The sequence below is a fragment of the Bacillus sp. BD59S genome (assembly GCF_007363175.1).
In the GTDB taxonomy this organism is placed as follows: Bacteria; Bacillota; Bacilli; order Bacillales; family Bacillaceae_G; genus Bacillus_A; species Bacillus_A pacificus.
Genome location: NZ_CP034686.1, coordinates 250,001 through 264,781 on the forward strand (window position 1 = coordinate 250,001; position 14,781 = coordinate 264,781).

Sequence of the window (14,781 nt, forward strand, 5' to 3'; positions counted from 1 at the left end):
GGCATTAGAATCTATTCAGCCATTTACTTTGTTATTTATTCGTCTTTTCTTCGCGGGTGGAATCTGTTTACTATTTTCATTTAAACAATTAAAAAGATCGGTTGCACATAAACAAGTGCCGTGGAAAAGGATGAATTTACTATCTTTTACTGGTGTAGCTGGTTATTTTATGTTCACATCCTACGGTATTTCTTTAACAAGTGGATTGCATGTTAGTATTATTGATGCTGCTTTACCTTTAGTTACAATTCTTTTTTCAGCGTTCTTTTTAAAAGAAAAAATTCAGCTTAATTATTGGATCGGTATTGTACTCGGGGCTGCCGGGGTACTTCTTATTACCATTCCATCTAGTAACGTCGATCAAGAAGTATCTTTAATAGGAGATACCCTTATTTTATTAAGTACTTTTTTATTTGCTTTCTATACAGTATTGCTGAAAAGACCAAAACAAGAACAGTATCTATCAAAAAAGGTTTTTACAACACTAACTTTAATTATTGGAGCTGTTATTCTATTACCATTTGCAACGGTAGAAATTTTTTATTACGGTTTTCCAAAGGTTGAAACATGGAAGGCCGGACTAAGTATAATATATCTTGTTATTGGAGCAACAATTTTAGCGTATTGGTTTTGGAATAGAGCATTAGAGTCAGTCTCGGCATCGGTAAGTGGATTATATTTAAATGCCTTACCGTTAATAAGTATTGTTGCCTCAATTGTTTTATTAGATGAAGCTTTAACTTGGAAGATAGTAATAGGAGGAAGTTTAGTTTTAATAGGGGTAGGATGGGCGGATAAACAAAAGATAAGTAAGTTATTAAAGAAGGATAACTTGAATAGTAAGGAATGCTAAGCAGCATGCTGTATATGGTTTGAATATAAAAAACACCTAATATATATAAGGTGTTTTTTATATTTGGCAAAGATAATAGATTGAAATCAGTATAGGTATTCTCTACTATATCTATACGTATTGAAATCATTTTGAAATATTGTTTGAACGAGTTGTATACATTCGGCATCATAAAAACTTTCGAAAGTAGGATAGCGAGGAAATAAAGGATCAGTAATATCTGCTTCGCTAAAATTTCCTTTATAGGTCATGGCGGGAGTTTGATGATGCCATGATGTTGAGAATTCATTTATTGGAGCGGTTTTTAATTCGAAACGTTTTTCTAATGTTTTCATTGCTTGATCGAAGTTTTCTAAGAATATATAATTGGTCACATATTCTTCTTCACCAGCTATATATTGTTGTGTAAAATGCGGGTTAATATCATTTGGCTGAGTACGATTAATAAATAGATAGTATAGAAATTGTTTAAAAGAGAATCCTTTGGAGGAATTTTCATCTTGATATAGAAACTTTCGGATGGGCTTCCATTCGGGATTCTCTATATAGGGAGGTGCGATTAAGGATACGAAAGAGCTCACTGCTCTCCTATAAGGGTTACGAACAAGTTTAAAAGTTTCTTTTTGTTTTTCTCGTAATGCTATACCTAGTCGTACATTATAGGCAGGTGTACTTTTGTATATATCATATTCATAATTATGAATGAAAGGGCTATAACTTAGAGCTGTTTGTAATAAATCAATCTGGTAAAAGAACCACTTGGCAAGAGAAGTACAACCACTTTTTTGGCTCCAAAATAGAATGATAGGAAATTTCTTATGATAATGTGGGGTTCTTGAATGGGCATTGATGATGTGTGATAAGGGAGGATCGAACAATCTCTACACCCCTTTCAGATATTTTAATTATATGTATGAAAAATAAAGAGGAATATGAGTAACTGTTTCATCTTTTCTAAAAAAGTGAAAGATTAATATTGACTATTATTGAATAGGAGTGTAATATAGAAAAAGTCGCCGATGACAACAACGTCGAAAGCGACAAACGAAATGAAAAACTTAGTTGACATTGAAAGATGAAAATGTTAACATAAGGAAGTCGCAAATGAGCGACCAAGCAGTTCTTTGAAAACTGAACGAAACAAACAACGTGAAACGTCAATTTTTATTTTAGATGCTAGACAAACTAACTTTATTGGAGAGTTTGATCCTGGCTCAGGATGAACGCTGGCGGCGTGCCTAATACAGATTTCCCATAGCGTAAGCTAGTAAGATCCCTGAAAGATGATCAGGTTGATAGGTTCGAGGTGGAAGCATGGTGACATGTGGAGCTGACGAATACTAATAGATCGAGGACTTAACCATATAATATGTAGCAAATGTTATCTAGTTTTGAAGGAATATGCCTTCATAGTTTGGTGATGATGGCAGAGAGGTCACACCCGTTCCCATACCGAACACGGAAGTTAAGCTCTCTAGCGCCGATGGTAGTTGGGACCTTGTCCCTGTGAGAGTAGGACGTCGCCAAGCAAAAACCTAAGTCGTTTCGACTTAGGTTTTTTTGTGTTTATTTTTATTTAGTAATCTTAATGAGAGAAAAGAATGAAAATGAGGCTATTGAGGGTAATAGTAATGATTTTTTTGCTTTTCAGGCTTTCTAAGTGCCCCCAAACAATCCTTATGATAGGAACTGTTATTTCTATTACAAGTATACATTTTACATAATGAGAGTAAGAAAAGCCCGATTGGTGAGGGCTGATTAAAGTTTAACTTTATACAAAAGCATACGGAATTAATATACAAACCGTTTTGTGTATGGTAGATCTCTAGAAATATATATTCTAATTGCTTATCCTTCTTGCATATAGTTACAATTATTCTTTTGAATATAACTAAAACACGAACGTTATTGATGAGTAATAAAAAAACATTCGATTATTTGTTGACATTGTTTATGAAATATTGTTAATATAGCCATAGAAAGAATAATATATAAGACCTCATATAATCGCGGGGATATGGCCTGCAAGTCTCTACCTAACGACCGTTATTCGTTAGACTATGGGGGAAAGTCACTCGGTATTTTTCTATTCACAAGGGATACGTATGCCTGAGTAGAGCGCTTTCTCTCATAGTAAAAGAGAAACTGTTCTATTTCAGGCTTTTTTTATTTGAATCGGGGGGATTCTAATATGAAATCACTAGTTGGAGTCATAATGGGAAGCACGTCAGACTGGGAAACAATGAAATATGCTTGTGACATTTTAGATGAATTAAATATACCGTATGAGAAAAAAGTTGTATCCGCTCATCGGACTCCGGATTATATGTTTGAATATGCAGAGACGGCTCGTGAACGTGGATTGAAAGTTATTATTGCTGGAGCTGGTGGAGCAGCGCATTTACCAGGAATGGTTGCGGCGAAGACGAATCTTCCTGTAATCGGAGTTCCAGTTCAATCAAAAGCGTTAAACGGCTTAGATTCATTATTATCCATCGTCCAAATGCCAGGAGGGGTTCCAGTTGCAACTGTTGCAATTGGTAAGGCTGGTTCAACAAATGCTGGTTTACTTGCTGCACAAATACTTGGATCATTCCATGATGATATACATGATGCATTAGAATTGAGAAGAGAAGCAATTGAAAAAGATGTGCGCGAAGGTAGTGAGCTAGTATGACGAGAATCATTTTACCTGGAAAAACAATCGGCATTATTGGAGGCGGCCAGCTAGGAAGAATGATGGCATTGGCAGCTAAGGAGATGGGATATAAAATTGCTGTTTTAGATCCTACAAAAAATTCACCATGTGCACAAGTTGCTGATATTGAAATTGTTGCATCATATGACGATTTAAAAGCAATTCAGCATTTAGCGGAGATCAGTGATGTTGTCACATATGAATTTGAGAATATTGATTATAGATGTTTGCAATGGCTTGAAAAACATGCTTACTTACCGCAAGGCAGTCAGTTGTTAAGTAAAACACAAAATCGTTTTACAGAAAAGAATGCAATAGAAAAAGCGGGATTACCAGTAGCAACGTATAGATTGGTTCAAAATCAAGAGCAGCTTACTGAAGCAATCGCCGAGTTATCATATCCTTCCGTCTTAAAAACAACGACAGGTGGATATGATGGGAAAGGGCAAGTTGTTTTAAGAAGTGAAGCTGACATTGATAAAGCGAAAGAGCTTGCAAATGCAGCAGAATGTATTTTAGAGAAATGGGTACCTTTTGAAAAAGAAGTATCAGTTATTGTCATTCGTAGCGTAAGTGGTGAAACGAAAGTATTTCCGGTAGCGGAAAATATTCATGTAAATAACATTTTGCATGAATCTATCGTTCCAGCTCGCATTACAGAAGAACTTTCTCAAAAAGCAATTGCTTATGCAAAAGTGCTGGCGGATGAACTAGAACTTGTGGGAACACTAGCGGTAGAGATGTTTGCTACAGCTGATGGTGAGATTTACATTAATGAATTAGCGCCAAGACCTCACAATTCAGGCCACTATACACAAGATGCATGCGAAACGAGTCAATTCGGTCAACATATTCGAGCAATCTGTAATTTACCTCTTGGAGAAACAAATTTGTTAAAACCAGTTGTCATGGTAAACATTTTAGGCGAACATATAGAAGGGGTCCTAAGACAAGTGAATAGATTAACCGGGTGCTATTTACACTTGTATGGAAAAGAAGAAGCAAAAGCGCAGCGAAAAATGGGGCATGTTAATATTTTAAATGATAATATTGAAGTCGCTCTAGAAAAAGCAAAGAGTTTGCATATTTGGGACCATCAAGAACAACTGTTGGAGGGAAAAAGATGATTAGTCGTTATACACGCCCAGAAATGGGTGCAATTTGGACGGAAGAGAACAAATTTAAAGCGTGGTTAGAAGTTGAGATTTTAGCTTGTGAAGCATGGGCTGAGCTTGGCGATATTCCAAAAGAAGATGTTAAGAAAATTCGCGAGCATGCATCATTTGATATTGATCGTATTTATGAAATTGAAAAAGAGACACGTCATGATGTAGTTGCATTCACTCGTGCTGTATCAGAAACACCAGCATTAGGCGAGGAACGTAAATGGGTTCATTATGGTTTAACATCTACAGACGTAGTAGATACAGCGTTATCTTACATCTTAAAACAAGCGAATGAAATCATATTAAAAGACTTAGAAAACTTCGTAAGCATTTTAGCTAACAAAGCGAAAGAGCATAAGTACACGATCATGATGGGAAGAACACACGGTGTTCATGCAGAACCAACAACATTTGGTTTAAAACTTGGTCTTTGGTATGAAGAAATGAAACGTAACGTAGAGCGTTTCAAGCAAGCTGCTGATACAGTTCGCGTTGGTAAATTATCTGGTGCGGTTGGTACATACGCAAATATTGATCCATTCGTAGAAAAGTATGTTTGTGAAAACTTAGGATTAGAAGCAGCACCAATTTCAACACAAACATTGCAACGTGATCGTCATGCTCATTACATGTCAACACTTGCATTAATCGCAACATCTATCGAAAAGATGGCAGTTGAGATTCGTGGTTTACAAAAGAGTGAAACACGTGAAGTTGAAGAAGCTTTCGCAAAAGGTCAAAAAGGTTCTTCTGCAATGCCGCATAAGCGTAATCCAATTGGATCTGAAAATATGACTGGTTTAGCTCGTGTTATCCGCGGTTATATGATGACAGCTTATGAGAATGTTCCATTATGGCACGAGCGTGATATTTCTCACTCTTCAGCAGAACGCGTAATTTTACCAGATGCTACAATCGCGTTAAATTACATGCTAAATCGCTTTGGTAATATCGTTAAAAACTTAACTGTATATCCAGAGAATATGAAACGCAATATGACAAGAACATACGGCTTAATTTATTCTCAGCGCGTAATGCTTACATTAATCGATAAAGGTATGGTACGTGAAGAAGCTTACGATATCGTACAGCCTAAAGCGATGGAAGCTTGGGAAACACAAGTACAATTTAAAGAGCTTGTAGAAGCTGATGAGCGTATTACGAGCAAGTTAACACAAGAAGAAATTAATGAATGCTTCAACTATGAGCATCATATGCAACACGTTGATACAATCTTTGAACGCCTTGGATTAAACGAAGCGTAAAATTTCATATGGCACAGAATAGAGTCATTCTGTGCCATTCTTTATAAAAACATTATTCACATTTTTCAAACTACAGGGGGCTTGCGAAATGCAAAAGCTAGAATTGCTGTATGAAGGTAAGGCAAAAAGAATTTATCGTACAGAATCAGCAGATATGGTTTGGGTAGAGTACAAAGATAGTGCGACTGCTTTCAATGGGGAGAAAAAAGAGACGATTACAGGAAAAGGTCGTTTGAACAATGAGATTACAACTTTATTGTTCAGAAAGTTACAAGAAGTAGGAATTGAAACACACTTTGTTGAGAAGCTATCTGAAACAGAACAACTTGTTAAAAAAGTGAGTATTATTCCTTTAGAAGTTGTCACAAGAAATGTAATTGCAGGAAGTCTTTCAAAACGATTAGGAATGGAAGAGGGAACTGTACTTGCAGAACCAATCGTAGAATTTTACTTCAAAGATGATGATTTAGGAGATCCGCTTGTAACGGAAGATCATATTCGTGTATTAAACGTTGCATCGCCAGAGCAAGTAAGCGTATTACGAGAGATGGCTCTACAAATCAATCAAGTGTTGATTGATCATTTCGCAAGCTGTCGTGTAAGATTAGTAGATTTTAAATTAGAGTTTGGTGTAACGGATGAAGGAGAAATCATTTTAGCAGATGAAATTTCACCAGATACTTGCCGTTTATGGGATGAAACGAGCAATGAGAAGTTTGATAAAGACGTATTCCGTCGTGATCTTGGAAATTTAACAGATGCTTATGAAGAGATTTTAAAACGTTTAGGGGGAATTTCACATGTATAAAGTTAAGGTATATGTAACATTAAGAGAAAGCGTATTAGATCCACAAGGAACAGCAGTGAAAGGAGCACTTCATAGTCTTTCATTCACAGAAGTACAAGATGTTCGAATCGGAAAGTACATGGAACTAACAATTGATAAATCGGTAACTGACCTTGACGCAAAGGTAAAGGAAATGTGTGAAAAACTATTAGCAAACGTTGTAATGGAAGACTTCCGTTATGAAGTTGAGGAGGTTGTCGCACAGTGAAATTTGCCGTAATAGTATTTCCAGGTTCGAACTGTGATGTTGATATGTTCCATGCAATTAAAGATGAGCTTGGCGAAGAAGTAGATTACGTTTGGCACGATACAGAGAATTTAGATGAGTATGATGCAATTCTACTACCAGGTGGATTCTCTTACGGTGACTACTTACGCTGCGGTGCTATTTCTCGCTTTGCGAATGCAATGAAAGCAGTGCAAAAAGCTGCTGAGCAAGGAAAGCCAATTTTAGGTGTATGTAATGGATTCCAGATTCTTGTTGAATCAGGATTACTACCAGGAGCATTAATGAGAAACGAAAACTTAAAATTTATGTGTCGAACAGTTCAGTTGCGTGTTGAAAATAATGAAACGATGTTTACATCACAATATGAAAAAGATGAAGTAATTAATATTCCAATTGCACATGGTGAGGGGAATTACTATTGTGATGAAGAGACTCTTAAGCAATTAGAAGAGAATAATCAAATCGCATTCCGTTACGTGGAAAACCCGAATGGTAGCGTTTCAGATATTGCAGGTATTGTGAACGAAAAAGGAAATGTACTTGGTATGATGCCACACCCAGAGCGTGCTGTAGATGAATTACTTGGCGGTGCTGAAGGGTTAAAAGTCTTTCAATCTATCTTAAAACAGTGGAGGGAAACATATGTCGTTAATGCTTGAACCAAATCCAACACAAATTAAAGAAGAGCGCATATATGCGGAAATGGGGCTAACAGACGAAGAGTTTGCCATGGTTGAAAAGATTTTAGGACGTCTGCCAAATTATACAGAAACAGGATTATTCTCTGTTATGTGGTCTGAACATTGTAGTTATAAAAATTCAAAACCAGTACTTCGAAAATTCCCAACAACAGGTGAGCGCGTCTTGCAAGGGCCTGGGGAAGGTGCTGGAATTGTAGACATCGGTGATAATCAAGCGGTTGTATTTAAAATGGAAAGTCATAACCACCCTTCTGCTATTGAACCATATCAAGGAGCAGCAACAGGTGTTGGTGGTATTATTCGCGACGTATTCTCTATGGGAGCACGTCCAGTAGCTCTATTAAACTCACTTCGATTTGGAGAATTACAATCACCACGTGTGAAATACTTATTCGAAGAAGTAGTAGCAGGAATTGCAGGATACGGTAACTGTATCGGTATTCCGACTGTTGGCGGCGAAGTACAGTTTGATCCATGTTATGAAGGAAATCCACTTGTAAATGCAATGTGCGTAGGCTTAATTAACCACGAAGACATTAAAAAAGGGCAAGCGCACGGTGCTGGAAATACAGTAATGTACGTAGGAGCATCAACTGGTCGTGATGGTATCCACGGTGCTACATTTGCATCTGAAGAGTTATCTGAAAGCTCAGAAGCGAAGCGTCCAGCAGTTCAAGTAGGAGATCCATTTATGGAGAAACTTCTTATTGAAGCTTGTTTAGAACTTATTCAATCAGATGCACTTGTTGGAATTCAAGATATGGGTGCAGCTGGTTTAACATCATCTTCTGCAGAAATGGCAAGTAAAGCAGGAATGGGTATTGAAATGTACTTAGATGATGTACCGCAACGAGAAACAGGAATGACACCATATGAAATGATGCTCTCTGAATCACAAGAGCGTATGTTAATTGTTGTGAAAAAAGGTAGAGAGCAAGAAATAGTAGACTTATTTGAGAAGTATGGTCTTGCAGCCGTTACGATGGGGAAAGTAACGGAAGACAAAATGCTTCGTTTATTCCATAAAGGTGAAATGGTAGCTGAAGTACCAGCGGATGCTCTTGCAGAAGAAGCGCCAATTTATCATAAACCATCACAAGAAGCAGCATACTTTGCTGAATTCCAGCAGATGAAAATGGAAACACCAAAAGTAGAAAATTATAAAGAAACGTTATTCGCTCTATTACAACAACCGACGATTGCAAGTAAAGAGTGGGTTTATGATCAATATGATTATCAAGTTCGCACAAGCACAGTTGTTACACCGGGTTCAGATGCAGCAGTTGTACGTGTACGCGGTACAGAAAAAGGATTAGCAATGACGACAGATTGTAACTCTCGCTACATTTATTTAGATCCAGAAGTGGGCGGTAAAATTGCAGTAGCAGAGGCAGCACGTAATATCGTATGTTCTGGAGGAGAGCCACTTGCAATTACAGATTGCTTAAACTTCGGTAATCCAGAGAAACCAGAAATCTTCTGGCAAATTGAGAAATCAGTAGATGGTATGAGTGAAGCTTGTCGCACATTACAAACACCAGTTATTGGCGGAAACGTATCAATGTATAACGAACGTAGTGGTGAAGCGGTATATCCAACACCGACAGTTGGGATGGTCGGACTAGTACATGACTTAAAGCATGTAACAACACAAGAGTTTAAGCAAGCTGGCGATTTAGTTTATGTTATCGGAGAGACGAAAGCTGAGTTTGGTGGAAGTGAATTACAGAAAATGCTTCACGGCAAAATTTTCGGCCAATCACCAAGTATCGATCTAGACGTAGAATTAAAACGTCAAAAACAAGTATTAGCAGCAATTCAAGCTGGCCTTGTTCAATCTGCACATGACGTTGCTGAAGGTGGTTTAGCAGTTGCGATTTCAGAAAGTGCAATTGGTGCTAACGGCTTAGGTGCTACTGTGAAATTAGACGGGGAAGCAACAGCGGCATTATTTGCGGAATCACAATCTCGCTTCGTGATAACTGTAAAACGTGAAAATAAAGAAGCGTTCGAGAAAGCGGTAGAAGCAATTCAAGTTGGAGAAGTAACAAATACAAATGAAGTGACAATTCATAATGAAGAAAATGAAGTATTACTTACAGCAAATGTAGATGAAATGAGAAAGGCTTGGAAAGGGGCAATCCCATGCTTGCTGAAATAAAGGGGTTAAACGAAGAATGTGGCGTTTTCGGAATTTGGGGGCATGAAAATGCGGCACAAGTTTCATACTACGGATTGCACAGTTTACAGCACCGTGGGCAAGAAGGCGCAGGCATTGTCGTAAATAATGGAGAAAAAATCGTCGGTCACAAGGGGTTAGGTTTAATATCGGAAGTGTTTTCAAGAGGAGAGCTAGAAGGATTGAACGGGAAATCAGCAATCGGACACGTACGATACGCGACGGCTGGTGGAAGTGAAGTGGCTAACGTTCAACCATTACTATTCCGTTTTTCCGATCATAGTATGGCATTAGCTCATAACGGGAATTTAATTAATGCAAAAATGCTTCGCCGCGAATTAGAGGCAGAGGGAAGTATTTTTCAAACAAGTTCAGATACAGAAGTACTTTTACATCTTATTAAACGTAGTACGAAAGATTCGTTAATTGAAAGTGTAAAAGAAGCTCTAAATAAAGTGAAAGGTGCGTTTGCATATCTTTTACTAACTGGAAATGAAATGATTGTTGCGCTAGATCCAAATGGATTCCGTCCCCTTTCAATTGGAAAGATGGGAGATGCTTACGTTGTAGCATCTGAAACATGTGCTTTTGATGTAGTAGGTGCAACATACATTCGTGATGTAGAACCGGGTGAATTACTTATCATTAATGATGAAGGAATTCACGTAGATCGTTTCACAAACGATGTAGAACATGCAATTTGTAGTATGGAATACATTTACTTTGCACGACCAGATTCTAATATCGCAGGCGTTAACGTTCATGCAGCACGTAAAAACATGGGGAAACGTTTGGCGGCAGAAGCTCCTATTGAAGCAGATGTTGTTACTGGTGTACCAGACTCTAGTATTTCAGCTGCGATTGGCTATGCGGAGGCGACAGGTATTCCATATGAGTTAGGATTAATTAAAAATCGTTACGTTGGACGTACGTTTATTCAACCTTCTCAGGAACTGCGAGAGCAAGGGGTTAAGATGAAGCTTTCAGCAGTAAGAGGTGTAGTTGAAGGAAAACGAGTTGTTATGATTGATGATTCTATCGTAAGAGGAACGACGAGTAAACGAATTGTTCGTATGCTTCGCGAGGCTGGAGCGACAGAAGTTCACGTAAGAATAGCTTCACCACCTTTGAAATATCCATGTTTCTATGGCATTGATATTCAAACGAGAAAAGAATTAATTGCAGCAAATCATACGGTAGAAGAAATTCGTGAAATGATCGGTGCAGACTCATTAACATTTTTAAGTGAAGATGGATTAGTAGATGCAATTGGACGTCCATATGAAGGGAAATACGGTGGCCTATGTATGGCGTACTTCAATGGAGATTATCCAACAGCTCTTTATGATTATGAGCAAGAGCTTTTAGAAAGTATGAAATAAGAAGAAAAAAGCTTCTACTTCTTTTTGATGTAGAAGCTAGCTTCTTTCTTAAAACGGCCCGCACAGGATAGGGAGAAATTAAAAGACGAGGTGTAGATAACGATGGCGAATGCATATAAGCAAGCAGGAGTAGATATTGAAGCTGGATATGAAGCGGTATCTCGCATGAAAAAACACGTACAAACAACAATGAGAAAAGAAGTACTAGGCGGTTTAGGCGGTTTTGGAGGTATGTTTGACCTATCAAAATTTGCATTAGAAGAACCTGTATTAGTATCTGGAACAGATGGCGTGGGAACGAAATTGATGCTCGCTTTTATGGCAGATAAACATGACACAATTGGTATTGATGCGGTTGCAATGTGTGTAAATGATATTGTTGTCCAAGGAGCAGAGCCGCTTTTCTTTCTTGATTATATTGCTTGTGGTAAAGCTGAACCTAGTAAAATTGAAAACATCGTCAAAGGTATATCAGAAGGCTGTCGCCAAGCAGGTTGTGCTTTAATTGGTGGAGAAACAGCTGAAATGCCAGGAATGTATTCTACAGAAGAATACGATTTAGCTGGTTTTACAGTTGGGATCGTTGATAAAAAGAAAATTATAACAGGTGAAAATATTGAAGCTGGTCACGTATTAATTGGCTTAGCATCTAGCGGTATTCATAGTAACGGTTATTCTTTAGTACGAAAAGTATTACTAGAAGATGGAGAACTATCTTTAGCTCGCATTTACGGACGCTTAGAGCTACCTCTTGGTGAAGAATTATTAAAACCAACGAAAATTTATGTCAAACCTATTTTAGAACTATTGAAGAAATATGAAGTATACGGTATGGCACATATTACAGGTGGCGGATTCATTGAAAATATTCCACGTATGTTACCAGAAGGAATCGGTGCAGAAATTGAATTAGGATCTTGGGAAATTCAGCCGATCTTTAGTTTACTTCAAGAAGTTGGCAAGTTGGAAGAGAAAGAAATGTTCAATATTTTTAACATGGGTATTGGTATGGTAGTAGCGGTGAAGGAAGAAGATGCAAAAGATGTTGTTCGTCTTCTTGAAGAGCAAGGAGAAACTGCTCGTATTATTGGACGCACTGTACAAGGAGCTGGCGTTACTTTTAATGGAGGCACAGCGCTATGAGTAGATTAGCAGTTTTTGCTTCTGGAAGCGGATCTAACTTTCAATCTCTCGTTAATGCGGTAGAAGAAAAAAGATTGGATGCAGAAATTAGTTTATTAGTGTGTGATAAACCAGAAGCACGCGCTGTTGGGCGAGCACATTATCATCATATCCCGTGTTTCGCTTTTTCAGCGAAAGCATATGAGTCAAAAGAAGCGTTTGAAAAAGAGATATTAAAGAAGCTAGAAGAGTATGAAATTGATTATGTTATTTTAGCTGGATATATGCGTTTAATTGGACCAACTTTACTAGAAGCTTACGGCGGAAGGATTATTAATATTCATCCATCACTATTACCGAGTTTTCCAGGGAAAGATGCTGTTGGTCAAGCGTTAGAAGCAGGTGTGAAAGTAACTGGAGTAACGATTCATTATGTAGACGCAGGTATGGATACAGGGCCAATTATTGCACAAGAAGCAGTAGTTGTTTCTGAAGGGGATACGAGAAAAAGCTTACAAAAGAAAATTCAACAAGTTGAACATAAATTATACGTAAATACAGTGAATCAAATTGTTCAATCTACGAAAGAACCAACTGTTAACTAACATACAACCAGGGGTGAAGGGTAAATGAAAAAGCGTGCATTAGTAAGTGTTTCAGATAAAACAGGAGTAGTAGAATTTGTTAAAGGTTTACTAGAACAAGGGATCGAAGTTATATCAACAGGCGGTACAAAAAAATTACTAGAAGAAAAAGGCTTACAAGTAATCGGTATTTCTGAAGTAACTGGTTTCCCAGAAATTATGGATGGTCGTGTGAAAACATTACATCCAAATATTCATGGTGGTCTATTAGCAGTTCGCGATAATGAAACGCATGTAGCACAAATGAATGAGTTAGGTATGGAGCCGATTGATTTTGTTGTCGTTAACTTATACCCATTCAAAGAAACAATCGCTAAGCCTGATGTAACATTTGCTGATGCAATTGAAAATATTGATATTGGTGGCCCAACAATGATTCGCTCTGCAGCGAAAAATCACAAATTTGTATCGGTAATTGTAGATCCAGTAGATTACGATGTTGTATTAGAAGAACTGAAAGAGAACGGTGAAGTAAAAGAAGAAACGAAACGTAAATTAGCAGCGAAAGTATTCCGCCATACAGCAGCATATGATGCGTTAATCTCTAACTACTTAACAGAGCAAATGGGTGAAGAAAGCCCAGAAACATTAACTGTGACATTTGAGAAAAAGCAAGACTTACGTTATGGTGAGAACCCACATCAAAAGGCAACTTTCTATAAAGCGCCATTCGCAGCAACTTCTTCTGTTGCATACGCAGAACAATTACACGGTAAAGAATTATCATATAACAATATTAATGATGCAGACGCAGCACTTAGCATCGTAAAAGAATTTACAGAACCAGCAGTAGTAGCAGTAAAACATATGAATCCATGTGGTGTTGGGGTAGGAACTGATATTCATGAAGCATACACACGTGCTTATGAAGCGGATCCAGTATCAATCTTTGGAGGGATTATTGCAGCGAATCGTGAGATCGACAAATCTACAGCTGAAAAGTTACATGAAATTTTCTTAGAAATTATTATTGCACCTTCTTTCTCAAAAGAAGCTTTAGAAGTGTTGCAAAGTAAGAAAAACTTACGTTTACTAACTGTAAATATTGAAAAATCGACAAGTGCGAGCAAAAAACTAACTTCTGTACAAGGCGGACTTCTTGTTCAAGAGGAAGATACGTTATCGTTAGATGAAAGTACAATTTCAATTCCAACAAAACGTGAACCTTCAGAGCAAGAATGGAAAGATTTAAAACTAGCTTGGAAAGTTGTAAAACATGTGAAGTCAAATGCAATTGTTTTAGCGAAAGATGATATGACAATTGGTGTCGGTGCGGGACAGATGAACCGTGTAGGTTCTGCAAAAATCGCAATTACACAAGCTGGTGAAAAAGCACAAGGTAGCGCGCTTGCATCTGATGCTTTCTTCCCAATGCCAGATACATTAGAAGAAGCAGCAAAAGCAGGAATTACAGCAATCATTCAACCAGGCGGATCAATCCGTGATGAAGATTCTATTAAAGTGGCGGATACGTATGGGATTGCGATGGTGTTCACTGGCGTACGTCATTTCAAACACTAATAGAGGATGTTTAAAAAGTCCGGTTAAGATAACCTTCGCATGTCGTCGTTGCATTGCCAGTGCGGTACTCATGTAGGAAAACTACACTCCGTGTCCTCCTGGCAAATGCGCCTCGACCTGCTCGGTTCTCTTAATCCTCCTTTTTAAATTAATCCTCCTTTTTAAACTTTGATT

At 37.8% G+C, this 14,781-nt stretch carries 13 protein-coding genes, 1 rRNA gene, 1 riboswitch and 1 other annotated feature (1 of these 16 running past the window's edge); of the genes, 13 read left to right on the plus strand and 1 reads right to left on the minus strand.

The window, feature by feature from the left end:
• Positions 1-853 carry the 3' portion of a DMT family transporter gene (locus tag EKQ63_RS03315; protein ID WP_173602330.1) on the plus strand. Its footprint begins 80 nt before the window's first position, so only the last 853 of its 933 coding nucleotides appear in the window; the start codon falls outside the window, past its left edge; its stop codon occupies positions 851-853.
• An 86-nt stretch (positions 854-939) separates the two neighbouring features.
• Here the strand turns inward: EKQ63_RS03315 and EKQ63_RS03320 are convergent, their stop codons facing one another.
• Positions 940-1,731, minus strand: a complete 792-nt coding sequence (locus EKQ63_RS03320; protein ID WP_143880721.1) for a sulfotransferase family 2 domain-containing protein — start codon at positions 1,729-1,731, stop codon at positions 940-942.
• Positions 1,732-2,106: 375 nt separating this feature from the next.
• Positions 2,107-2,205 (plus strand) — a sequence feature (23S ribosomal RNA rRNA prediction is too short).
• Positions 2,206-2,266: 61 nt separating this feature from the next.
• Here EKQ63_RS03320 and rrf point away from each other — a divergent pair.
• From rrf to purH, 12 genes are all read left to right on the plus strand, one after another.
• A 5S ribosomal RNA gene (gene rrf, locus EKQ63_RS03325) occupies positions 2,267-2,382 on the plus strand.
• 450 nt (positions 2,383-2,832) lie between these two features.
• Positions 2,833-2,934, plus strand: a riboswitch (purine riboswitch).
• 110 nt (positions 2,935-3,044) lie between these two features.
• The gene (gene purE, locus EKQ63_RS03335) at positions 3,045-3,530 is read left to right on the plus strand and encodes a 5-(carboxyamino)imidazole ribonucleotide mutase (protein WP_000839367.1); all 486 of its coding nucleotides are present in this window, start codon (positions 3,045-3,047) and stop codon (positions 3,528-3,530) included.
• On the plus strand, positions 3,527-4,678 hold the full coding sequence (purK, locus tag EKQ63_RS03340; RefSeq protein ID WP_087951948.1) for a 5-(carboxyamino)imidazole ribonucleotide synthase: 1,152 nt from the start codon (positions 3,527-3,529) through the stop codon (positions 4,676-4,678). Before purE ends, purK begins: the two co-directional genes overlap by 4 nt.
• On the plus strand, positions 4,675-5,982 hold the full coding sequence (gene purB, locus EKQ63_RS03345) for an adenylosuccinate lyase (RefSeq protein WP_000625682.1): 1,308 nt from the start codon (positions 4,675-4,677) through the stop codon (positions 5,980-5,982). Before purK ends, purB begins: the two co-directional genes overlap by 4 nt.
• An 88-nt stretch (positions 5,983-6,070) precedes the next feature.
• Positions 6,071-6,790 carry a phosphoribosylaminoimidazolesuccinocarboxamide synthase gene (gene purC, locus EKQ63_RS03350; protein ID WP_087951949.1) on the plus strand — a complete coding sequence of 240 codons (720 nt, stop codon included), beginning with the start codon at positions 6,071-6,073 and terminating at the stop codon, positions 6,788-6,790.
• On the plus strand, positions 6,783-7,037 hold the full coding sequence (gene purS / locus EKQ63_RS03355; protein WP_001992479.1) for a phosphoribosylformylglycinamidine synthase subunit PurS: 255 nt from the start codon (positions 6,783-6,785) through the stop codon (positions 7,035-7,037). The genes purC and purS overlap by 8 nt, the downstream gene beginning before the upstream one ends.
• Positions 7,034-7,717, plus strand: a complete 684-nt coding sequence (gene purQ, locus EKQ63_RS03360) for a phosphoribosylformylglycinamidine synthase subunit PurQ (RefSeq protein WP_000666779.1) — start codon at positions 7,034-7,036, stop codon at positions 7,715-7,717. Before purS ends, purQ begins: the two co-directional genes overlap by 4 nt.
• A complete protein-coding gene (purL, locus tag EKQ63_RS03365) occupies positions 7,701-9,920 on the plus strand; it encodes a phosphoribosylformylglycinamidine synthase II (RefSeq protein ID WP_048553307.1) in 2,220 nt (739 codons plus the stop codon). The genes purQ and purL overlap by 17 nt, the downstream gene beginning before the upstream one ends.
• Complete coding sequence (gene purF, locus EKQ63_RS03370) at positions 9,905-11,320, plus strand: amidophosphoribosyltransferase (protein ID WP_000879025.1); 1,416 nt, start codon at positions 9,905-9,907, stop codon at positions 11,318-11,320. Before purL ends, purF begins: the two co-directional genes overlap by 16 nt.
• A gap of 102 nt (positions 11,321-11,422) precedes the next feature.
• Positions 11,423-12,463 carry a phosphoribosylformylglycinamidine cyclo-ligase gene (gene purM, locus EKQ63_RS03375; RefSeq protein ID WP_143880722.1) on the plus strand — a complete coding sequence of 347 codons (1,041 nt, stop codon included), beginning with the start codon at positions 11,423-11,425 and terminating at the stop codon, positions 12,461-12,463.
• Positions 12,460-13,047, plus strand: a complete 588-nt coding sequence (gene purN, locus EKQ63_RS03380) for a phosphoribosylglycinamide formyltransferase (protein WP_087951951.1) — start codon at positions 12,460-12,462, stop codon at positions 13,045-13,047. Before purM ends, purN begins: the two co-directional genes overlap by 4 nt.
• A gap of 24 nt (positions 13,048-13,071) precedes the next feature.
• Positions 13,072-14,607: a bifunctional phosphoribosylaminoimidazolecarboxamide formyltransferase/IMP cyclohydrolase gene (purH, locus tag EKQ63_RS03385; protein ID WP_143880723.1), complete on the plus strand. Its 1,536-nt coding sequence runs from the start codon at positions 13,072-13,074 to the stop codon at positions 14,605-14,607.
• Positions 14,608-14,781 lie beyond the last annotated feature (174 nt).